This is a genomic window from Arthrobacter sp. Y3221048 (assembly GCF_059092685.1).
Genome location: NZ_JBNHHX010000006.1, coordinates 30637 through 52856 on the forward strand (window position 1 = coordinate 30637; position 22220 = coordinate 52856).

General features: G+C 68.4%; 20 protein-coding genes. 16 read left to right on the forward strand and 4 right to left on the reverse strand.

From position 1 onward, the window contains the following. Positions 1-119: 119 nt before the first annotated feature. Positions 120-377: a mycoredoxin gene (locus AC5RVS_RS16035; RefSeq protein WP_493987090.1), complete on the reverse strand. Its 258-nt coding sequence runs from the start codon at positions 375-377 to the stop codon at positions 120-122. 168 nt (positions 378-545) lie between these two features. On the opposite strand from AC5RVS_RS16035, the gene AC5RVS_RS16040 reads away from it, so the two are divergent. The 8 genes from AC5RVS_RS16040 (at position 546) to pdxS (ending at position 10560) form a co-directional block, all read left to right on the forward strand. Further along, positions 546-1253, forward strand: coding sequence for an SOS response-associated peptidase (locus AC5RVS_RS16040; protein ID WP_493987091.1), 708 nt, complete (start codon positions 546-548; stop codon positions 1251-1253). 139 nt (positions 1254-1392) lie between these two features. Next, positions 1393-1827 carry an SRPBCC family protein gene (locus AC5RVS_RS16045; RefSeq protein ID WP_493987092.1) on the forward strand — a complete coding sequence of 145 codons (435 nt, stop codon included), beginning with the start codon at positions 1393-1395 and terminating at the stop codon, positions 1825-1827. A 203-nt stretch (positions 1828-2030) separates the two neighbouring features. Further along, complete coding sequence (locus tag AC5RVS_RS16050; protein ID WP_493977563.1) at positions 2031-2345, forward strand: DUF6504 family protein; 315 nt, start codon at positions 2031-2033, stop codon at positions 2343-2345. A 98-nt stretch (positions 2346-2443) separates the two neighbouring features. Further along, the gene (locus AC5RVS_RS16055; protein ID WP_494108880.1) at positions 2444-6010 is read left to right on the forward strand and encodes a DNA polymerase III subunit alpha; all 3567 of its coding nucleotides are present in this window, start codon (positions 2444-2446) and stop codon (positions 6008-6010) included. Positions 6011-6278: 268 nt separating this feature from the next. Then, a complete protein-coding gene (gene thrS / locus AC5RVS_RS16060; RefSeq protein WP_494108881.1) occupies positions 6279-8291 on the forward strand; it encodes a threonine--tRNA ligase in 2013 nt (670 codons plus the stop codon). A 2-nt stretch (positions 8292-8293) separates the two neighbouring features. Beyond that, the gene (locus tag AC5RVS_RS16065) at positions 8294-8872 is read left to right on the forward strand and encodes an HIT family protein (RefSeq protein ID WP_494108882.1); all 579 of its coding nucleotides are present in this window, start codon (positions 8294-8296) and stop codon (positions 8870-8872) included. A gap of 7 nt (positions 8873-8879) precedes the next feature. Further along, positions 8880-9491 carry a phosphatidylinositol phosphate synthase gene (gene pgsA, locus AC5RVS_RS16070; protein WP_493987096.1) on the forward strand — a complete coding sequence of 204 codons (612 nt, stop codon included), beginning with the start codon at positions 8880-8882 and terminating at the stop codon, positions 9489-9491. Positions 9492-9645: 154 nt separating this feature from the next. Then, positions 9646-10560, forward strand: a complete 915-nt coding sequence (gene pdxS, locus AC5RVS_RS16075) for a pyridoxal 5'-phosphate synthase lyase subunit PdxS (RefSeq protein ID WP_493987097.1) — start codon at positions 9646-9648, stop codon at positions 10558-10560. A gap of 79 nt (positions 10561-10639) precedes the next feature. Here the strand turns inward: pdxS and AC5RVS_RS16080 are convergent, their stop codons facing one another. Further along, positions 10640-12688: a M3 family metallopeptidase gene (locus AC5RVS_RS16080; RefSeq protein ID WP_494108883.1), complete on the reverse strand. Its 2049-nt coding sequence runs from the start codon at positions 12686-12688 to the stop codon at positions 10640-10642. 102 nt (positions 12689-12790) lie between these two features. On the opposite strand from AC5RVS_RS16080, the gene AC5RVS_RS16085 reads away from it, so the two are divergent. Both AC5RVS_RS16085 and AC5RVS_RS16090 read left to right on the forward strand, forming a co-directional pair. Beyond that, on the forward strand, positions 12791-14101 hold the full coding sequence (locus tag AC5RVS_RS16085) for a CapA family protein (RefSeq protein ID WP_494108884.1): 1311 nt from the start codon (positions 12791-12793) through the stop codon (positions 14099-14101). Between the two features lie 10 nt (positions 14102-14111). Further along, complete coding sequence (locus AC5RVS_RS16090) at positions 14112-15467, forward strand: CapA family protein (RefSeq protein ID WP_494108885.1); 1356 nt, start codon at positions 14112-14114, stop codon at positions 15465-15467. A gap of 45 nt (positions 15468-15512) precedes the next feature. Here the strand turns inward: AC5RVS_RS16090 and AC5RVS_RS16095 are convergent, their stop codons facing one another. Then, positions 15513-16235 (reverse strand): type 1 glutamine amidotransferase, encoded by a 723-nt coding sequence (locus tag AC5RVS_RS16095; protein WP_494108886.1) that lies wholly within the window; start codon positions 16233-16235, stop codon positions 15513-15515. After that, positions 16235-17527, reverse strand: coding sequence for a MurT ligase domain-containing protein (locus AC5RVS_RS16100; protein WP_493987102.1), 1293 nt, complete (start codon positions 17525-17527; stop codon positions 16235-16237). The genes AC5RVS_RS16095 and AC5RVS_RS16100 overlap by 1 nt, the downstream gene beginning before the upstream one ends. 176 nt (positions 17528-17703) lie before the next feature. Here AC5RVS_RS16100 and pdxT point away from each other — a divergent pair, with 176 nt between their 5' ends. The 6 genes from pdxT to AC5RVS_RS16130 all read left to right on the forward strand — a co-directional run bounded on the left by pdxT (position 17704) and on the right by AC5RVS_RS16130 (position 22184). Beyond that, a complete protein-coding gene (gene pdxT / locus AC5RVS_RS16105; protein ID WP_494108887.1) occupies positions 17704-18369 on the forward strand; it encodes a pyridoxal 5'-phosphate synthase glutaminase subunit PdxT in 666 nt (221 codons plus the stop codon). Positions 18370-18371: 2 nt separating this feature from the next. Then, positions 18372-19127: a YebC/PmpR family DNA-binding transcriptional regulator gene (locus AC5RVS_RS16110; protein WP_493987104.1), complete on the forward strand. Its 756-nt coding sequence runs from the start codon at positions 18372-18374 to the stop codon at positions 19125-19127. A gap of 26 nt (positions 19128-19153) precedes the next feature. Further along, positions 19154-19714, forward strand: coding sequence for a crossover junction endodeoxyribonuclease RuvC (ruvC, locus tag AC5RVS_RS16115; RefSeq protein WP_494108888.1), 561 nt, complete (start codon positions 19154-19156; stop codon positions 19712-19714). A 161-nt stretch (positions 19715-19875) separates the two neighbouring features. Continuing rightward, complete coding sequence (ruvA, locus tag AC5RVS_RS16120; RefSeq protein ID WP_494108889.1) at positions 19876-20511, forward strand: Holliday junction branch migration protein RuvA; 636 nt, start codon at positions 19876-19878, stop codon at positions 20509-20511. A 1-nt stretch (position 20512) separates the two neighbouring features. Beyond that, complete coding sequence (gene ruvB, locus AC5RVS_RS16125) at positions 20513-21598, forward strand: Holliday junction branch migration DNA helicase RuvB (RefSeq protein WP_494108890.1); 1086 nt, start codon at positions 20513-20515, stop codon at positions 21596-21598. Positions 21599-21740: 142 nt separating this feature from the next. Next, complete coding sequence (locus AC5RVS_RS16130; protein WP_493987108.1) at positions 21741-22184, forward strand: preprotein translocase subunit YajC; 444 nt, start codon at positions 21741-21743, stop codon at positions 22182-22184. Positions 22185-22220: the final 36 nt, after the last annotated feature.

A 22220-nucleotide genomic window follows, 5' to 3' on the forward strand; every position in this document is an offset into this window, starting at 1 on the left:
GCCGTCCTGCCCATCCTAGGAAGAAAACAGGGGCGCCACAATTTCCAAAACGATTGTTATGGAAACTGCGGCGCCCCTTGGGCCCGCGGTTCGAAGACGACCGGCGGAGCGTGCGCTGGCTAGACGGCCAGGCGCTCCTTGACCAGCGCCAGCGGCGGGTTGGTGGCGCTGCTGCCATCCGGGAAGAGCAGGGTGGGTACCGTCTGGTTGCCGCCGTTGATCTTCTCGACCAGTTCGGCGGTGCCCGGGACCTCTTCGATGTTGATTTCCGTGTAGCCGATGCCCTGGGCATCGAGCTGGGTCTTCAGGCGGCGGCAGTATCCGCACCAGGTGGTGGAGAACATGGTGACGGTTCCGTCAGCGGGTGTGTAGTCCAAGATGGCTCCTTTTCGGTGAAAGCTTGTGATCATATCAACGTCCCGCCCGGCCCGGTCATTCCCGGCGCCGGCGGTGGCGGCGGCCGGGCGGGAGATCCCGACTCGGGCGGCCGCGGCTTTTCGGGCCCGCGCCGGGGTTCCGCCGCGGAACTGGACCATAATGGAGGCATGTGCGGCAGATACGTCATGGCCCGGAGCACCGGCGACCTGGTGGCCTCGTTCGACGTCGACGAGTCCTACGTTGAAGAGATCCAGCCCTCCTACAACGTGGCACCGACCGACGACGTCCCCCTGATCATCGACCGCAAGGGACCCGGCGGTGAGGGAATATCGAGAAAACTCATCCTGGCCAGGTGGGGTCTCGTGCCCCCGTGGGCCAAGGACCCCCGGTCCGGCGCGCGCCTGATCAATGCACGCATGGAGACCGTGACGGAGAAACCCTCGTTCCGCAAGGCGGCGGCCAGGAAACGCGGGTTGCTCGTTGCCGACGGGTATTTTGAATGGCAAAAGACCGACGAGGGCAAGATTCCGACCTACCTTCACGGCGAACACGAAGAGACGCTGGCTTTCGCCGCTTTGTTCGAGAACTGGCCGGACCCTGCCCTGCCCGAAGACCACCCGGAGAAGTGGCTGCGGACCTGCACCATCATCACCACCCAGGCGGCCGATGCGCTCGGGCATATCCATGACCGGACACCGCTGATCGTTCCGCCCGGCCTCTATGCGGACTGGCTGGATCCGGAAACGACATCCGAAGCCGACGTGCAGCAGCTGCTGGAGGCCATGCCCGAACCGCATCTTGTCCCGCGGCGGGTTAGTTCGAAGGTCAACAACGTGCGCAACAACGGGCCCGACCTCATCGACGAGGCGGCATGAGAGCCGGCCGGCGGCCGGGAAACGAGGTGCGCCCCATCGTTCGCATCCCCGCGGTCATTGTGCGCCGGCCCCGGCTGCTGGAAGCTGGGACGGAGTAGCCGGACCCGCGCCGCCGAAGCGGGGCTCAGGGGAGGATCCAATGCCTGGAAAGTACGTGGCCAGCTCGACGGCAACCATCGCGGCGCCGCCGGACCGTGTCTGGTCGGTGATCACGGACCCCGAAGCCATCAGGGGGTTTATGTTCGGCACCGACGTGCAGACCGATTGGAGCGTCGGCGGGCCCATTCGATGGCGGGGTGAGTGGGAGGGCGAGGCGTACGAGGACAAGGGCCAGGTGCTGGAGTTCGAACCCGGACGGCGGCTGGTCGTCACGCACTTTAGTCCGCTGTCCGGCCGGGAGGACTTACCCGAGAACTACCACCGTCTCGTCTGGACGCTGGAGGAAGTCCCGGGCGGGACAGAGTTCACGCTGTCGCAGGACAACAACGACACCGCCGAAGCGGCGGAACACTCCAAGCTGATGTGGGACAAGCTGGTCGGCGACGTGAAATACCTCGCCGAGCACGACGGCTAGGCAGGCCCCCGGCCGCCGAACCGCTGCGCGCTTACCGCCGTCGGCCTGCGGCCCCGATTTTGTCAGTGCCCGTACCTACGCTTGACCTTGGATTCGAACACATATTCGAATAGAATAAGAGGGTCAAGTTCTTCGGCGGGCGTGTTGGCAGGGGCGCTCGCCGGGGATTATGACCCGTTGTCCAGATGAAAGGCGACTGGGACATGGGTGTTTTCAGTGAAGCAGTTGACGTTGTGTGTTCCCCTGCCGGACAGCCGCTCCGGCTGCGCTGGCAGGGCAGGAGCTACCGGATCGTCGCGGAACCGGTGCGTTGGTACGAACGCCGCAAATGGTGGGCGGAGGAACTGCGCGCGGAACGGGGCAGGGGCGCAGGGCTGGTGGACCATGAGATCTGGCGGGTGCAGGCGCGGCTGAATGGCCGGTCACAAATCCGCACCCTGGACCTCTCCCATCAGGTGGATACCGGGCGCTGGCGCCTGATCCGCGTCCATGATGCCGTCCGGGAGCTGAGCGCCTGACGGCACCCCGGTTCCCGCCGGCTTTTATCCAGCACCCGGTTCCCCGCGGCAGTCCGCCGGATACCCATCCTGTGCCCCAACCGTTGTTTGGAATGTCCATGAGCTTTACCCACCTGCATGTATCCACGGCGTTCAGTGCGCACTACGGTGTCTCCTGGCCGGAGGAACTGGCCGCAGCGGCCGCTTCCTTCGGAGCCGACGCCTTGGCCTGCACCGACCGGGACGGCCTCTACGGCACGGTCAAGCACCTTAAGGCGTGCCTGGCGACGGGGATGGATCCGATAGTCGGCGTGGACCTGGCCGTCCAGGACGGCGGCGGCCGGGACACCGGCCGCGTTGTGGTGCTGGCCCATGGCGGAAACCAGGGCAGCGGCTACCATGCGCTCTGCCGCCTGGTATCGGAAGCCCATGCCGGCACAGCTGCCCGCGGGCGCTCGGCCAGCCGCCGGACGCCCGGCGTGACGGTGGATCAACTCGCCCGGCATGCCGGTGTTCCGGACCGCGAACCGGCCCTGACGGTGCTGCTGGGCCCTTTTTCGGACGTCGGACAGGCGCTGCGCCGCCGCAGCTACGCCGAAGCCCGCCGGTTGGCCGGACGCTGGCGCAGCGGTCTGCCGGGCGGGTCGCTGGTGGTGGAAATCGTCTCCCACCTGAGTGCCCCGGGGGAGAATCTCAGTACCGCCCACGCGGTGCGGATGCTTAACCTGGCCGGGGAGCTGAATCTGCCGGCAGTGCTGACCAATGCCGTGCGCTACTGCGAAGAGGACGGAGCCGCCACCGCCGATGTGCTGGACTCGGCGAGGGCGCTGACAGCCTTGTCCAAGCTGCCGGATCTGCAGCCGAGCGCCCAGGGCTGGTTGAAATCCCCCGACCGGATGCAAGCCTTGGCGCGGGAAATCGTGCAGGCAGCCGGCGGCGGAAGCAAGGACGTCATCCGCCTGCTGGCCACGACGGAAGCGGTGGCCGACCGGTGCCGCATGGATCCTTACCAAGACATGGGCTTCAAGCGCCCGGTGGTCCCCGAAGCCTCTGTCATCGGGATCGACGGGGATCCCGTGGCCGAGCTGGTGCAGCGCTGCGAAACCGGCATCGCCGAACGGTTCGGCGGAATCTCCGGACGGGCCGAGAAGGAACTGCGGGACCGGCTGGCCCATGAGCTGGGCATCATCTCGCGGCTGGGCTTCGCCTCCTACTTCCTGACGGTGGCCGAAGTGTCGCGCATGATCACCGGGATGGGCGTGCGCGCCGCGGCCCGGGGGTCGGGCGCCTCAAGCCTGGTGAACTATCTGCTCTACATCAGCCACGTGAACCCCCTGGACCACGGGCTGATCTTCGAGCGCTTCCTCTCCCAGGACCGTTCCACCTTGCCGGACATCGACATCGATGTGGAAAGCGCAGAGCGGCACAACGTCTACCAAAGGATCTTCGACCGTTTCGGCAGCCAGCGGGTAACCCTGATGAGCATGCAGAACGGTTACCGTGCCCGCGGGGCGGTCCGCGACGCCGGCTTGGCGCTGGGGCTGCCGGAGGAGGAGATTTCGGGCATCGCCAAACAGCTGTGGCGGTTCTCCGCGCGCCAGTTCCGTGAGGCGATGGCAGAGAAGCCGGAGCTGCGCGCGTTTTCCGCGCAGGTGGAGCAGAACCAGCAGCTGGACCTGCTGGTGGATTTGACCGAACGGCTGGACCGGCTGCCCCGGCACATCTCCATGCACCCCTGCGGGGTGATCCTGGGCGACACCTCGCTGTTGGACCGCACCCCTACCCAGCCCAGCGGGCTGGGGCTGCCGATGAGCCAGTTCGACAAACACGACATGGACCCGATGGGCATGCTCAAGCTGGACGTGCTGGGCGTGCGGATGCAGAGTTCCATCGCCTACGCGCTGAAGGAAATAGCCCGCATCCATCCGGACAAGGACGCCGTGACGGCAGCCGGCCGGCACCCGGTGGGCGAGGACGGGACCGGGCCCGACTACATTGCCGCGGACGGGACCATCAACCTGGAACGGGTCCCGCTGGACGATGAACCGACCTACGAGCTGATCCGCAGCACCCACACCCTGGGATGCTTCCAGATCGAATCACCGGGGCAGCGCGAGCTGGTGGGCAAGATGGCCCCGCGGGACTTCAACGACCTGATTATCGACATTTCGCTGTTCCGGCCGGGCCCGATGCAATCGGATATGGTCCGGCCGTTCCTAGAGCACCGCCATGGCTGGGCGCCGGAGCGCTTCCCGCACCCTGATTTGATTCCGGTGCTGAAGGAAACCCACGGCGTCACGATCTTTCACGAACAGGTCCTGCGGACCTTCGACGTATTCACCGGCTGCGGACTGGCCAAGGCGGACGAATTCCGCCGGCTGCTGGGCAACGAGGAAGCCGAACCGGCGGTGGAGGAATACTTCCGCAACGCCTCGCTGGACCGCGGGTATCCGCCGGAGGTGGTCGACGCGGTGTGGGGCACGCTGAAGTCCTTCGGCAGCTTCGGATTCTGCAAAGCCCACGGGGCCGCCTTCGCCGTGCCCACCTACCAGACGGCCTGGCTGAAGGCCCACCACCCCGAGGCCTTCCTGGCCGGGTTATGGCAGCATGATCCGGGAATGTACCCGCTGCGCCTGCTGGTGGCCGAAGCACGGCGGTTGGGCATCCCGATCCTGCCGCTGGACATCAACTGCAGCACGGACCGCTACCAGGTGGAACGCGTTCCTTCCGGCACCGGGGAAAAGCTGGGGATCCGGCTTAGCCTGACCGGCATCTACGGGCTCTCGGCGGCCGAGCTCAAACGCATCGTTGCCGGCCAGCCGTACGAATCGCTGGCCGACCTGCGGGCGCGGGCCAAGGTCGGCAAACCCGCGCTGAAACGCCTGGCCCAGCTGGGGGCCTTCGACGAACTGAACCGCAGGACCGGCCAACGCGGCGGCCGGGCGGCCAGCCGGACGGATCTGGTCTACCATCTGGACCAGCCGGACGCACGCCCGGTTCCCCAGCGCTACCAGCCCACCGAGGGCCAGCTGTCCCTGCCGCTGGGGGATCTGGAGCTGCGCCATCTCGTCCCGGTTTTCCCGGAACCTACCACGGTGGACAAGGTGCGCACCGAACTGGACCTGCTCTCGATCGACGCCAGCTCCCACCTGATGGAGAGCTACGCGCCGCTGCTGGCCCAGCTCGGCGTCACCCAGGCCAAGGACCTGCTGCACCTGCGCAACGGGAGCGAAGTGATGGTGGCCGGTATCCGTGTTGCCACCCAGACCCCGCCCATGCGCGGCGGCCGGCGGGTGGTTTTCATCAGCGTGGACGACGGCACCGGCTGCGTGGACGCCACCTTCTTCCAGGAAGCCCAGGAACGCTCCGGCCCGCTGCTGTTCGGCACCGAGATGCTGCTCATCCGCGGCCTCACCCGGCGGACCGGACCCAGGGGGATCGGGCTGCAGGCGCTGGAGGCGTGGGACCTTTCGGACACCGCCGGCCTGCCGCTGCCGGGCAACCCTGTCCCTTCCGGGCCTGGAGCGGGCCGTGCGCCCGCAACACCGGCACAAGGCAGGGGCGCCGACCGCCAGGAAGAGCCGGGAACTGGCGAACTTGCCCGCCGCATGGCCGCGGAAGGACTGGATCACCGCGTTCCGGCCGAACCCTGGCTGGCCGGAAGCCACGGGAACCGGGCAGGGTGACGCCGCCGGCCGGAAGCCACGGTGATGCACCACCCACCGCCGGCGGGAAGCCACGGGAACCGGGTAGGGTGACGCCGCCGGCCGGAAGCAGCGGGAACCGGCAGGGTGATCCCGCCGGCCGGAAGCGGCCGGCCGGCCTTCGCGGGCGCGCCGCCCCTGCCGCGCCGGTGTTGGTCGGGCAACTCGACAGCGGATACGATCGTAGAGGCTTGCAGCGCCCAAGTATGTCGCTGCTGTAACGGCTTACATCCACCATAAGGAGACCTCTGTGTCAGCGCCCCAGAACATCACCCTCATCGTCGACGGCGAAGAGAACCAGGTGACCGAGGGCACGACGGGGGCCGACCTTTACGGCGCCCGACGGGAGGTCGTCGTCGTCCGCGTCGACGGCGAGCTGAAGGACCTGGATCAGCCGATCCCGGCCGGCGCCAAGGTCGAAGCCGTGACCATCGACTCCCCGGACGGACTGAACGTGCTGCGCCACTCCACCGCGCACGTGATGGCCCAGGCCGTGCAGCAGCTGCGCAAGGACTCCAAGCTCGGGATCGGCCCGTACATCACCGACGGTTTCTACTTCGATTTCGACGTCGATGAGCCCTTCACCCCGGAGGACCTGAAGCAGCTGGAGAAGATGATGCTCAAGATCGTCAACTCCAACCAGCGCTTCGTCCGCCGCGCCGTCTCCGAGACCGACGCGCTCGCCGAGATGGCGGGGGAGCCGTACAAGGAAGAGCTGATCGGGCTCAAGGGCCACTCCGACGAGGCCGGCGAGGGAGCCAGCATCGAAGTGGGTGCCGGCGAACTGACCATCTACGACAACGTGGACGCCAAGAGCGGCGAAGTGGTCTGGAAGGACCTCTGCCGCGGGCCGCACCTGCCCAACACCAAGCTGATCTCCAACGCCTATGCGCTGACCCGCTCGGCCGCCGCCTACTGGCGGGGCAACGAAAAGAACAAGCAGCTGCAGCGCATCTATGGCACCGCCTGGCCCACCAAGGAAGACCTGAAGGCCTACCAGGAGCGGCTGGCCGAGGCGGAGCGCCGCGACCACCGCCGGGTGGGCGCCGAACTGGACCTGTTCTCCTTCCCGGATGAACTGGGCTCCGGCCTGCCGGTCTTCCACCCGAAGGGCGGGATCGTGCGCAAGGCGATGGAGGATTACTCGCGGCAGCGGCACACCGAGGCGGGCTACGAATTCGTCTACACCCCGCACATCACCAAGAGCAACCTGTATGAGGTCTCCGGCCACCTGGACTGGTACCGGGACGGGATGTTCCCTCCCATGCATGTGGACGAGACCCGCGATCCCGAAACCAACGAGGTCGTCAAGCCCGGCCAGGACTACTACCTGAAGCCGATGAACTGCCCGATGCACAACCTGATTTTCCGCTCGCGCGGCCGGTCCTACCGCGAGCTGCCGCTCCGGTTGTTCGAGTTCGGTTCCGTCTACCGCTACGAAAAGTCCGGGGTTGTCCACGGCCTGACCCGCGTGCGCGGCATGACCCAGGACGACGCGCATATTTACTGCACCCGCGAGCAGATGAAGGACGAGCTGACCACCACGCTCAACTTCGTGCTGGACCTGCTCAAGGACTATGGGCTCGACGACTTCTTCCTGGAGCTCTCCACCAAGGACCCGGAGAAGTACGTGGGCTCCGATGACGTGTGGGACGAGGCCACCCGCACCCTGGCCGAGGTCGCCGAGGCGTCCGGCCTGGAACTGGTGCCGGACCCGGGCGGGGCGGCCTTCTACGGCCCCAAGATTTCGGTGCAGGCCCGCGACGCGATCGGGCGAAGCTGGCAGATGTCCACCATCCAGCTGGACTTCAACCTGCCCGAACGGTTTGAACTCGAATACCAGGCAGCCGACGGCAGCCGCCAGCGCCCGGTGATGATCCACCGCGCCCTGTTCGGCTCGGTGGAGCGCTTCATGGGCCTGCTGATCGAACACTACGCCGGCGCCTTCCCGGCCTGGCTGGCCCCGGTCCAGGTGGTCGGCATCCCGGTGGCGGAGGCGTTCAACGACTACATGCTGGAGATCGTGGCCAAGCTGAAGGCCCAGGGCATCCGCGCCGAAGCGGACCTGGGCTCGGACCGCTTCCCGAAGAAGATCCGCACCGCCAGCAAGGACAAGGTTCCGTTCGTGCTGATCGCCGGCGGGGAGGACGCCGAAGCCGGAGCCGTCTCCTTCCGCTTCCGCGACGGCAGCCAGGACAACGGCATCCCGGTGGACGAGGCAGTGTCCCGCATCGTGCAGGCCGCAGCCAGGCGCGGCAACTGACGATGGCCGAGACGACCGAAGCCATGACCGACCGGACCGGCGATGAGGTGACGGACGGCTTTGAGCTGCCCGGCGTGCCGGATGCCTTCCAGCGGCTCTGGACGCCGCACCGCATGGCCTACGTCAAGGGCGGCCAGGGCCAGTTCAAGAACAAGGACGAGTGCCCGTTCTGCATGGCTCCGGCCCGCCCGGACGAGGAATCGCTGATCGTCCACCGCGGCGAGTTCGCCTACGTGGTGCTCAACCTGTTTCCGTACAACCCCGGGCACCTGCTGGTCTGCCCGTACCGCCACGTGCCCGACTACACGGACATCACCGCGGAGGAGACAGCAGAGTTCGCCGAGCTGACCCAGACGGCGATGCGGGTCCTGCGGAAGGTGGCAAACCCCAGCGGCTTCAACCTGGGGATGAACCAGGGTGCGGCCGGGGGCGCCGGGGTCGCGGCGCACCTGCACCAGCACGTGGTGCCCAGGTGGGGCGGCGACGGGAATTTCTTCCCGATCATCGCGCAGACCAAGGCGATCACCGAGACCCTGGACGAGGTCCGCAAGCAGGTAGCCCAAGCCTGGCCGGCACGGTAGCGCGGCGATGCTCAACAAGTACGCGCGCGGATTCTTCGGAAAACTGTTCACGCCGCTGGCCCGTGCCCTGATCCGGATGGGCGTCTCGCCCGACGCCGTCACCATCGTGGGCACCCTCGGGGTCTCCGTGGGGGCGCTCGTGTTCTACCCGCTCGGGGAGCTGTTCTGGGGAACGGTCTTCATCACGGCGTTCGTCTTCTCCGACATGGTGGACGGCCTGATGGCCCGCATGCTGGAACGCAACAGCCGCTGGGGTAACTTCCTGGACTCCACCCTCGACCGGCTGGCCGACGGCGCGGTGTTCGCCGGTGTGGCCATCTGGTTCTTCACCGGCGGGGACAACCTGGCCATCGCCGTCTCCGCCCTCGTCTGCCTGCTGCTGGGCTCGCTGGTCTCCTACGCTCGGGCCAAGGCGGAATCGCTTGGCTGTACGGCCGCCGTGGGCCTGGCCGAACGCTCCGAACGCCTGGTGTCCGTCCTGGTCTTCACCGGACTGACCGGGCTGGGCCTGCCGGAAGTGGTCCTGCTGGTGGTCCTGGTGCTGCTGGCCGCCGCCAGCCTGCTGACCGTGGCCCAGCGGATCCTGGCCGTCTACCGGCAGACCCAGCAAACGGCCTGATCCGCCCGGGGCCGCCGGCCGCCCGGCCCGCCGCGGTCCCGGCGGACGGCGGCCCGCACCGGACGGCCAGGAAGGTTACGTCATCGGTGACCCTGCGCGCCGGGCCGGACGTATGATGAGATGTACGTTTCCTACCGACTCCTAGGGGCTTTTAGTGTCCAGCAGTGAAGAAACTTCGACTCACGCCCCCGTAACCGGCAGCAGCCGGGTCAAGCGGGGCATGGCCGAGATGTTGAAGGGCGGCGTCATCATGGACGTCGTGACCCCCGAACAGGCCCGCATCGCCGAAGACGCCGGTGCCGTGGCCGTGATGGCCCTTGAGCGCGTTCCGGCGGATATCCGCGCCCAGGGCGGCGTGTCCCGGATGAGCGATCCGGACATGGTGGACGGCATCATCGAAGCCGTCTCCATCCCGGTGATGGCCAAGGCCCGCATCGGCCACTTCGTCGAGGCGCAGGTGCTGCAGTCCCTCGGCGTGGACTACATCGACGAGTCCGAGGTGCTGACCCCGGCCGACTACACCAACCACATCGACAAGTGGAACTTCACCGTTCCCTTCGTCTGCGGCGCCACCAACCTGGGCGAGGCCCTGCGCCGCATCAACGAGGGTGCGGCCATGATCCGTTCCAAGGGCGAAGCCGGCACCGGCGACGTCTCCAACGCCACCACCCACATGCGCCAGATCCGCGCCGAGATCAAGCGCCTGTCGGCGATGCCCGAAGACGAGCTGTACGTGGCAGCGAAGGAACTGCAGGCCCCGTACGAACTGGTCAAGGAAATCGCCGCGACCGGCAAGCTGCCGGTGGTCTTGTTCACCGCCGGCGGCATCGCCACCCCGGCCGACGCCGCGATGATGATGCAGCTGGGCGCCGACGGCGTGTTCGTCGGCTCGGGCATCTTCAAGTCCGGCAACCCGGCCGAGCGCGCGGCCGCGATCGTCAAGGCCACCACCTTCCACGACGACCCCGACGTCATCGCCAAGGTCTCGCGCGGCCTGGGCGAGGCCATGGTCGGCATCAACGTGGACGAGATTCCTGAGCCGCACCGCCTCGCCGAGCGCGGCTGGTAAACACCGACGACGGCGAACGCCCGGTCCCGTACGAAAGTGCGGCGCCGGGCGTTCGCCGTTAACGGACGTCCCCGCCCCGTTACCGGGCGCCCCCGCGGCCGGCCGGGGAGCTGCTCTCCCGATCGAGCCCGCGCCGGGCCAGCAGCGGTGCCAGGTCGGCGTTCCGGCCGCGGAAGCTCCGGAAGGCCTGCAGCGGATCGATGCTGTTGCCCCGCGAGAGCAATGCGCGGCGGAAGCGGTCCCCGTTGCTGCGCTGCAGCCCGCCGTTTTCCGCGAACCAGGCCACGGTGTCGGCGTCCAGGATTTCACTCCAGATGTAGGAGTAGTAGCCCGCCGCGTAGCCGCCGGCGAAGATGTGCTTGAAGTAGCCGGTGCGGTAGCGCGGCGGGACCAGGGGCAGGTCGATTCCGGCGTCGGCCAGGGCCCGGCGTTCGAAGGCCAGCGGATCCTCGACCCGCTGCCCGGCGGCCAGGCTGTGCCAGGCCAGGTCGAGCACGCACGCGGCCAGGTACTCGGTGGTGGCAAAGCCTTCGCCCCACAGCTGCGCCGCCTTGATGCGGTCCACTACCTCCCGCGGCAGCGGCTCGCCGGTCAGGTGGTGCCTGGCGTAGTTGCCGACAACCTCCGGTTCCAGCATCCACATCTCGTTGACCTGCGACGGGTACTCCACGAAGTCCCTGGGCACGTTGGTGCCCGAGAGGCTGGGGTACTTCACGCGGGACAGCAGGCCGTGCAGCGCATGGCCGAATTCGTGGAAAAGCGTCACCACGTTGTCGTAGCTGAGCAGGGCCGGCTCGCCGGGAGCGGGCTGCGGGATGTTCAGGTTGTTCATGACCACGGCCCGCTGTCCCAGCAAGCGGGACTGCTCGACCAGCGAATCCATCCAGGCTCCGCCGTTCTTCGTGTCCCGGGTATGGAAGTCGCCGATGAACAGGCCCAGCCGGGCGCCGTCGTCGTCCAGCACTTCCCAGATCCGCGCCTGCTCATGGTAGGCGGTGAGGTCCGGGCGTGCTTCGAACCGCAGTCCGTACAGCCGGTTCGCGGCGAAGAAGACGCCGTCGGCGAGCACGTGTTCGAGCTCGAAGTACTGCCGCAGCCCGGCCAGGTCCACGCTGTAGTCGCGGCGGCGCACCGCCTCCGAATAGAAGGCCCAGTCCCACGGTTCGAGGGGGTGGCCGGCCGCCTCGGCGAGGATCTCCGCCTCGGCGCGGGCGTTGGCGACGGCGGGCGGGACCAAGCGCGCCAGCATGTCCTGCACCGCCGCGAGCGAGGGCGCCGTCTGCCCGTCCAGCACATACTCGGCGTGATTGGCATAGCTCAGCAGTGCGGCCCGCTCGGCCCGCAGCTCCGCCGTGCGGGCCGCCAGCTCCAGCGTCCTGTTGCCGGCTTCGCTGCGGCCCACCGATGCCTCGTGCAGGCGACGGCGGGTGCCGCGGTCGGTGAGCGTTTCCAGCGACGGCTGGGCGGTCGGCAGGGTCAGCGCCAGCAGCCATCCGTCCCCGTAACCGGCGTCCCGCGCCGCCAGCTCCGCGGCGGCCAGGTCGTCGTCGGCGAGCCCGGCCAGTTGCCCGGGGTCGGTGACATGCACCGCGGCGGCATTGCCTGCGGCGAGCAGCTCCCGCGAGTACGCCGCGTCCAGTTCCGACAGTTCCACGTTCATCACCCGCAGCCGCTCCTGGTCCGCCGGCGGAAGCTGGGCGCCGGCCCGGCGGAACTTCTTGCGCAGCTCCGTGAGCAGGCGCAGGTCTTCGCCCTCGAGGCCTTCTGCGGTTTCGTCGACCGCCGAGACCCGCCGGTAGAGAGACGCATGCAGGTAGATGTTGTCCCGGTGGGCGGCCCGCTGCGGGGCCATCTGCCGCTGCAGCTCCATCACGTCGTCGGTGGCGTCCGCGGCGGCGAAGTTGTCCAGCACGGCGCTCACCCGGTACAGCGTGCGGCCGGACCGCTCGAAGGCGACGGCGGTGTTCTCGAAGGTTGCCGGTGCCGGGTTGGCCGCGATCGCCTCGATTTCCGCCAGCTGCTCGCGGAAGCCGGCCTCGAACGCCGCCGGATAGTGTTCCGGGCGGATCGCGGCGAAATCGGGCAGCTCATAGGGGAGGAGACTGGGTTCCAGGAAGGGGTTGGCCATGCCACCACTGTGCCACGGGTGCCCGGCGTCTTTGCCGTATTGGCCGAGGGCACGCCGACGCGCCGCCGTGAGCCACGCCACATCCGGACTTACACTTGCGGCATGAACAGGCAGCCGCCCGAGGGGACGGGGCTCCCGGTGCGGACCAGGCGGGCCGCGGTTGCGCTGGGGGCGGCAACCGCGGTCCTCGCGCTGGCCACCGGCTGCGGGGTAGTGGCCGACGGCGCGGGCCGGTCCGGGGTGCCCTCCGGCCAGTCCACGCCCTCCGGCCGGGGCGCGCCGGGTCCGTCGCGGGACGCTGCCGGCAGGCCCGCCACCGCCACCGCGACACCCGCGGAGGAACCGACCCACGGCGCCGTGGCCGGCTGCCCCACGCTGCGCTGCGCGTCGGTGCTGGTGACCGGGGACATGCTGGTGCACGTGGGACTGTGGGAACAGGCCGCGGCCGACGCGGCGGAGACCGGCAACGGGCCGATGGACTTCGAACCCCTGCTCGAGGGACAGCGCGCCTACCTCGAACGCAGCGATCTGGCGGTCTGCCACCTGGAGACACCGGTCGCCCACGAGAACGGGCCGTACTCCGGCTATCCGTCCTTTAACGTGCCGCCGCACATCCTGGATGCCGCCAAGGCGGTGGGATACGACGCCTGCACCACGGCCAGCAACCACACCCTCGACCAGGGAACGGCCGGGCTGGAGCGCACGCTGGAGGCCCTGGACGACCGGGGGCTGGCGCACACCGGGTCCTACCGAAACCGGTCGGATGCGGGCGAGCCGCTGATCCTGGCGGCCGGCGGCGCGGACATCGCCGTGATCACCGGCACGTACGGGCACAACGGGCTGGCGCCCGAACATCCCTGGCAGGTGGACAAGCTGGACGCCGACGCGATGATCGGCAAGGCCAGGGAAGCCCGCGGGCGCGGCGCAGACATCGTGCTGGGCGCCATGCATGCCGGGGACGAGTATGCGTCCGTCCCCAGTGCGCAGCAGGAAGAGGTGGCCCACGCCCTGGCGGACAGCGGCGAGTTCACCCTCATCTACGGCCACCACACCCACTCGGTGCTGCCGATCGAGAAGTACCGCGGCACGTGGATCGCCTATGGCCTGGGCAATGGCGTCACCGAACTGTCGCCGTGGTACGAGGTGAACAACGAAGGTTTGGTGCTGCGCGCCCAGTTCAGTGAAGGCATCGACGGCGGATGGCTGGTCAGCGACCTGGCGTGGGCGCCCAGCCTGATCACCGCCAGCCCGTTGCGCTGGTGCTCGGTGGCCGCGGACAGGCCGCAGGGCGTCTGTGCATCCCAGGGTGCGGATGCAGCGTCGCGTGAACGAACCAAGACCACGGTGGAATCGATGGGCGCTGCCGGGCACGGCGCCCACGAACTGCTGATCAGCCGGGAACAGGACCACTAGCGTGGCCGGCATGCCGTCGGCGCAAACCGGCCCGCGCGAAGGGCGCCGGGCACCGTACCCGCGGGAACATCGCCCAGCCGGGACGAGGGCGCCCGTCACGGCGGCGGCGGCAGTGGCCATCGCGGCCCTGCTCCTGGCCGGCTGCAGCCCGGGACCGGAGGCCGGCGGCCCGCCCGGAACCGCGCCGGCTGCGGTGCCCTCCGTCTCCGGCCTGCCGGGGAGCGGTGGCGCGGGAGAGGCTCCGCCGTCGTCCTCCACGCCGAAGCCCGCCCCGGCGCCGGCGGTGACAGCCGGAGCGGGCCCGGACTGTCCGGGAATCCGCTGCGCGACCGTGGCCCTCACCGGCGACCTGCTGCTGCATGAGCCGCTCTGGGAGCAGGCGGGCGCGGACGCCCGGCAGACCGGGAAAGGGTCCTTGGACTTCGAGCCGATGCTGGCCGCCCAGGAGCAGTACCTGGACACCGCGGACCTCGCCGTCTGCCAGCTGGAAACCCCGCTGGCCGGGGCCGACGGACCGTACTCCGGCTACCCGGCGTTCAATGCGCCGCCGCAGATCCTCGACGCCGCCACCGCCGTGGGCTACGACGCCTGCACCACGGCCAGCAATCACGCGTTCGACCACGGCACCGCCGGCCTGGAACGGACCCTGGACGCGCTGGACGCGCGCGGCCTGGAACACACCGGCTCCTACCGCAGCGCGGCGGAGGCGGAGGACGTGCTGGTCCTGGACACCCCGGCCGCACGGATCGCGGTCATCACCGGCACGTTCTCCCTGAACGGGCTGGTGCCGGACCGGCCGTGGCAGGTGGACATGCTGGATCCGGCGGCCATGATCGCCAAGGCCAGGAAGGCCCGGGCGCAGGGCGCGGACATCGTCCTGGGAGCGGTCCATGCCGGAGACGAATACACCGACTACGCCAGCCCGCAACAGCAGGAGGCCGCACACGCGCTGGCCGACAGCGGCGAGTTCTCCCTGGTGTACGGGCACCACAGCCACTCGGTCCAGCCGATGGAGCGCCACAACGGCACGTGGATCGTCTACGGGCTGGGCAACACCATCGCCGCGCATGCAACGCCGAACATCCTCAACACCGAGGGCTTGATGGTCCGGGCCCAGTTCAGCCAGGCCGACGACGGCGGTGCCTGGGACGTGGCGCGGCTGGACTGGCTGCCGGCCACGTTCGACGGACCCGGGCACCGCTGGTGCCCGGTGGCGGCGGATGCGCTGGCAGCGGCCGCGAAGACCGGCGAATGGTGCGTGTCCGAACAGGCGGACGCGGCCAGCCGGCACCGGACCAAGGCGACCGTCGAGTCGATGGGTGCCCCGACGGACATCGCCCGTGAGTGGCTGCTCAGCGGCGAATGACGCCGCCCCCCGGCGGCTGAACCGCCGTGGCGCCGACCGGCTGCGTCAGCGCGGGCGGGCCGCTGCGTCGGCGCGGGCTTCGGCCTCGTGCGGGATGTCCAGCGCCACGTCGTTGAAGCTGCCGTAGCGCCGCTCGACGGCGTGGCGGATCAGGTAGTCGGCCACGGCCGGGTTCTTGGGCAGCAGCGAACCATGCAGGTAGGTGGCAATGACGTTGTGGTAGCGGGCTCCTTCGGTGCCGTCGGTGCCGTTGTTGCCCTGGCCCTTGGCCACCCGTCCGAACGGCCGGACATCGCTGCCGAGGGTGGTCAGGCCGCTGTGGTTCTCGTACCCGATGATGGTGCCGAACTCGCCGCTTTCGAGCACGGTGTTGCCGATCAGCCGGACGGGCCCGCCCACGGTTTCGGCATCCAGCAGCTCGATGCCGGTGATGACCTCGCCGGTGTGGGTGGTGAACCGGTGGCCGAACAGTTGGTACAGGCCGCAGACGGCCAGCATCGGCAGGCCGTCCTCGGCCAGCTCCCGCAGGCGGCTGCCCTGGGCCAGCAGGTCGGTCTGGATCTTGTTCTGGCCGGAGTCCTGGCCGCCGCCGCCCACGATCAGGTCCACCTGCTCCGGGAACGTGTCGCCGGGGTTGTACTCATGCAGCCGGACGTCGTAGCCGCGCAGCTGAAGGCGCCTGCGCAGCACCAGGACATTGCCCCAGTCGCCGTAGATGTTCATGTCCCGCGGGTACAGCTGGAGCAGGTCGATAACAGGCGCGTCCATCAGGAGACCACTTCCACTTCGGTCAGTTTGCCCAGCTCGCGGCGCAGCGCCAGCATGGCGGTGTAGGTGCAGTAGATGCGCTTCGGCGTATCCGGACCGCCCGCGATAAACCGTTGCAGCGAGGCATTCAGGTCCGTGTCCACCCGGCCCACCGGAACGTCCTCATAGAAGAGGCGCAGGCCCATGTCGTGCGCCCGGACCCCGGAGACCTCGGCCACGCCGGTGTCCCGCAGCGAATCGAAGTCGACGTCCCACAGCCAGGACATGTCCCGCCCGTCGGCGTAGTTGTCGTTAATGGCGATCATGGTCCGGAAGCCGGCGGCGGGGAAGGACTTCAGTGCCAGCCGGAAGCCGGACGGGTTCTTCACCAGCACCAGGTCCAGCGGCTGGCCGTTGACGGTCAGCGATTCGCCTCGGCCGAAAGCCGGGGTGACGTTCTCCAGCGAGGCCAGCAGCGCCGGCTCGTCCACGGCGGGGCCCAACACGGTCCGCGCCAGCACCATCGCCGCGGCGGCATTGAACACGTTGTAGACGCCGGTCAGCTTCAGCTCGAGCTCGATCGCGCGTCCGTCCAGCTGGAAGGTTGCGGCGGCCCCTTCACAGGCCGACAGCACGACGTCGGCGCTCGGCCGGTCGGCTTCGGCGGCGGTGTCGGCGGAGGGGCCGGCAGACGCGGTCCGCATTTCGTCGTCGTGCGGGAACATGTGGCGCAGCTGCGGTGCCAGGCCGAAGTATTCAATCCGCGGCGCCGCCACGGCGCCGGCCAGGGCCGCAATGCGCGGGTCCTCACGGTTCAGTACCACCGCCTCGGTCGTGGCGGCCGCGATCTGCCGGAGGAATCCCGCAGTCGTTTCGATTTCGCCGAAGCGGTCCAACTGGTCGCGCATGACGTTGAGCAGCAGGCTGTAGCGCGGGGCCACCAGTTTGACGAAGTGAACCGCGTGGGCCTCGTCCAGCTCCAACACGGCGATGTCCGCATCCAGCCGGCCCCGGGCGTCCGAGTCGCCCAGCACGGACGCAACCACGCCGCGGGTGAAGTTGCTGCCCGTGCGGTTCGTGAACACCTTCAGGCCCTGGCCCTGGAGCAGCTCCACCACCATCTTGGTGGTGGTGGTTTTGCCGTTCGTTCCGCTGATCACCACGACGCCGCGCGGCAGCGTGCCGAGCGTGCGCGGCAGGAACTGCGGATCGATTTTTTCGGCCACCAGGCCGGGCAGTGCGGAACCGCCGCCGCGGAGCCTGGCTACCGCCTTTACGGCCTTTCCGGCAACGGTCGCAAGGAGGTGTCGCATGAGTAGAGACTATACAAGCCGACGGGGTCGGGGCACCGTCGGCTCCGCGTGAATGGTGTCGGGTCCCACAGTGCCGGCGGGCACCGTTTAACACTGCCGGACCGGATGGCACTACTGTTTTTCCGTACGGTCGCCACGTCGGGCGGCCCGATGCCGAACTCCGAGGAACCGTCACCGTGGTCACGATTGGTGTGCTTGCCCTGCAGGGCGATGTCCGCGAACATCTATCCGTCCTGGAACACAGCGGTGCCAAGGCGGTGCCGGTGCGCCGGCCGCGGGAATTGGATGCCGTGGACGGCCTGGTCATCCCCGGCGGTGAATCCACCACGATCGACAAGCTCACCCGCATTTTCGAGCTGGCCGAGCCGCTCAAGAGGCGGATCGAGGCGGGCATGCCGGTCTACGGTTCCTGCGCGGGCATGATCATGCTGGCCCGTGAGATTGCGGATCCGGCCACGGACCTGAAGGGCGAGCCCCAGCAGACGCTGGGCGGCCTGGACATTACGGTGCGGCGGAACGCCTTCGGCCGGCAGCGCGAATCGTTCGAGTCAAACCTGGACTTCCAGGGCCTGGAGTTCAGTGCGGCGTCTCCCGGCCAGGACCCGGCGCCGGTGCACGCCGTGTTCATCCGGGCGCCCTGGGTGGAACGCGTGGGCAAGGACGTGGAGGTCCTTGCCATCGTCGAGCCGGAGGCGGCCTCCCACACCGATACTTTGCACGGGACAGCTAGAATAGTGGCAGTGCGTTCGCGGCATTTGCTGGCGACATCCTTCCACCCGGAGATTACGGGGGAGCGCCGCATCCACGAACTTTTCATCCGCATCGTCAGAGGAGAGGCGTAAGCATGGCCGGACACTCCAAGTGGGCAACCACCAAGCACAAGAAGGCCGTGATCGACGCCAGGCGTGCCAAGTCGTTCGCGAAGCTGATCAAGAACATCGAAGTGGCGGCCCGCAACGGGGGAGCGGACATGTCCGGCAACCCCGCGCTGGAGCTGGCCGTCCAAAAGGCCAAGAAGACGTCGGTCCCCAACGACAACATTGACCGCGCGGTCAAGCGCGGCGCCGGCCTGACCGGCGAAACGGTGGACTACAGCGAAATCATCTACGAGGCCCGTGGCCCGCAGGGCTCCGCCGTGCTGATCGAGTGCCTCACCGACAACAAGAACCGGGCCGCCTCCGAGGTTCGTTTGGCGATCACCCGCAACGGCGGCACCGTGGCCGACCCGGGGTCGGTGTCCTACATGTTCTCCCGCAAGGGCGTGGTGTCCCTGCCCGCCAACGGGCTCACGGAAGACGACCTCCTGATGGCGGTGCTGGAAGCCGGCGCTGAGGAAGTCAAGGAGCAGGGCGACAACTTCGAGGTCCACACCGATCCCGCGGACCTTCGCGCCGTCGTCGCCGCGCTGGAAGAGGCCGGCATCGAGTACGAAACCGATGAGATCGAGTTCGTCTCCTCGATGGCCGTGGAACTCGACGCGGACGCAGCCCGGAAGTTTATGAAACTGGTGGATGCGCTCGAGGACCTGGACGACGTCCAGAACGTCTACTCCAACGCCGACATCAGCGCGGATGTCCTCGCCGAAATCGAGAACGACTGACACCGGTCCGGCCGTCGGCACCAGCCATGCGCGTGCTGGGAGTGGACCCGGGCCTGACCCGCTGCGGCCTGGGTGTGGTCGATATTGAACCAAACCGCCGCTCCTCGCTGGTGGACGTCGGGGTGGTCGGGACCACCCCGGACATGCCGCTGGAGCTGCGCCTGCTCAAGATCGCCGACGCCATCGACGAATGGCTCGACGCGCACACGCCCGACGTGCTCGCCGTCGAACGCGTTTTCAGCCAGACCAATGTCAGCACGGTGATGGGCACGGCCCAGGCGTCCGGCGTGGTCATCGCGGCGGCAGCACGGCGGGGGATCGCCGTCGCGCTGCACACCCCTACCGAAGTGAAAGCGGCGGTCACCGGCAACGGGCAGGCGGACAAAGCCGCGGTGACCAAGATGGTGACCCGGATCCTGCGGCTGGACACCCCGCCGCGCCCGGCCGACGCCGCTGACGCCTTGGCGTTGGCAATCACCCATGCCTGGCGCGGCGGAGCAGCGAAACCGGCTGCCGGCGGCGGGATGACGACGGCCCAGAGGCTCTGGGCGGAGGCCGAAGCAAAGGCCAAGCGGACGCGCCGCTGACCCGCCGCCGGCGGCTGAAGGCAAACGGTGCCACGGTGTGGCGGTCGCCGGTAATGTCTGCGCTGCCCCGTAAGCTATTCGTAGATATGTTCGGACAATCCGCCCGCCGTGCTGCTGCGGGTGGACTCCGGGCCGCAGTGCCGGAATTGGGAGTTGAGTTCATGATTAGCTCGTTGCGCGGCGTCGTCGCCCACGTGGGATTGCAATCGGCCGTGATCGAGGTCAACGGATTCGGCATGCTCGTCCAGGCGACGCCGCAGACCCTGGGCACGCTGTTCGTGGGGCGGGAGGCCGAACTGGCCACCACCATGATTGTCCGCGAAGACTCCATGACGCTGTTCGGCTTCGAGGACGCGGCGCAACGGGAAGTCTTCGAAACCCTCATCTCGGTCAGCGGGGTCGGTCCGAGGCTCGGCCTGGCGGCGCTGTCGGTGCACTCGCCCGAGGCCCTGAGGGTTGCCGCCGCGGAGGGGGACAGCAAGGCATTCACCAAGGTTCCGGGTATCGGGCCGAAGCTCGCCGGCCGGATCGTGCTGGAGCTGGCCGGGAAGCTGATCCCCACCGGCGAGCAGGCCCCCCAACAGGCGGGCGGCTGGAAGGGACAGGTGCAGGAGGCCCTGGCGGGCCTGGGCTGGTCGGAGAAGGACGCCGCCGCGGCCGTGGACACCACCGCGGAGGAAAATCCGGAGGCGGCAGCGGCGGGCAATGTGGGCGACTTGCTGCGGCTGACCCTGCGCAGGCTGGGCCAGGACGGTGCCCGGACTGGCTCGGCCCGGCGGACCGCGGGAGTGAACTAGCGTGGCAGAGGATTCCGAGAACAACCGGCTGGTCGCCAACACGTCGGAAACCGAAGAAAGGGCGATCGAATCGGCGCTGCGGCCCAAGAACCTGGACGATTTCGTGGGCCAGGCCAGGGTCCGCCAACAGCTGTCGCTGGTGCTGGAAGCTTCCCGGATCCGCGAACGCACGGCCGACCACGTCCTGCTGTCCGGCCCGCCCGGGCTGGGCAAGACCACGCTGGCCATGATCATCGCCGCGGAAATGAACGCGCCGCTGCGGATCAGCTCCGGACCGGCGATTCAGCACGCGGGCGACCTGGCAGCGATCCTGTCGTCGCTGACCGAAGGGGAGATCTTTTTCCTGGATGAGATCCACCGGATGTCGCGGCCGGCGGAGGAAATGCTCTACATGGCGATGGAGGACTTCCGGGTGGACATCGTGGTGGGCAAGGGCGCCGGCGCCACCGCCATCCCGCTTGACCTGCCGCCGTTCACCCTCGTCGGGGCCACGACCCGGGCCGGGCTGCTGCCGGGTCCGCTGCGTGACCGTTTCGGCTTCACCGGGCACCTGGAGTTCTACGCCGTCGCGGAGCTTGAACTGGTGCTCCGCCGCTCGGCCATGCTGCTGGACCTCAAGGTGAGTTCGGCGGGCTTCGCCGAGATCGCCGGACGCTCCCGCGGCACTCCCCGCATCGCCAATCGTTTGCTGCGCCGCGTGCGGGACTGGGCTCTCGTGCACAAGATCGAGGAGATTGATGCGCGTGCGGCGGCGGCTGCGCTGGATATGTACGAAGTCGACGAACGGGGACTGGACCGCCTGGACCGGGCGGTGCTGACCGCCCTGATTACCAAGTTCGGCGGCGGGCCCGTCGGCCTGTCCACCCTGGCCATCGCCGTCGGCGAGGAAACCGAGACGGTGGAGACGGTGGCCGAGCCCTACCTGGTCCGCGAAGGGCTGCTGGGCAGGACGCCGCGCGGACGGATCGCCACCGCCGCCGCCTGGCAACACCTGGGGCTGGCGGTGCCGGATCATCTGGCCGCAGGACAGACCGAAGACCTGCTCTCGGAACTGCTGGAGCCGGACACGGGTTTCGCCGAAAACTGAAGCTTGACCGTGTAAGGGCCGTCACCGCGTAGAATGGTAGGAACGTGCGGAGTGCGCCGTTCCTCGCGGGACGCGGCAGGCTGCGTACACGGTCCGGATTTTCCTACCGGTCCGCTCCAGACTTCTAGGACGGAACTTTCCTGTGTTCGTAAATCTCTTCACCGGCACCACTCCCCAGCAGCAGTCGGGCGGCATCGACGTGATGACGATCGGCCTGTTCGCCGTTTTCGCGCTGTTGATCTTTTTCATGTTCCGCAAGCAGAAGAAGGTCCAGGCCCAGATGCGCGAGAAGGCTGAGCGCATCAAGGAGCAGATGGTGCCGGGCACCGAGGTGATGACGCAGTTCGGTCTCTTCGGCACCGTCGTTTCCCTCGACCCCGACAACAACAAGGTGGTCCTTGAACTGTCGCCGGGCAACACCGCCACTGTGCACACCCAGGCGGTGAACGAAGTGGTGACCCCGGAGACCCCCGAGGTTCCCGACGACGCCTCGTCCCTCACCGCGGAAAGCGCCACCCGCCCGGAGGAATCCGCCGAGGACACCCTCAAGCGGCTGAACGAAGAGCAGAACAAAGACACCAAGTAGGCCAGCGACGGCTTAGCCGTATAGGCGTGCAGTGGC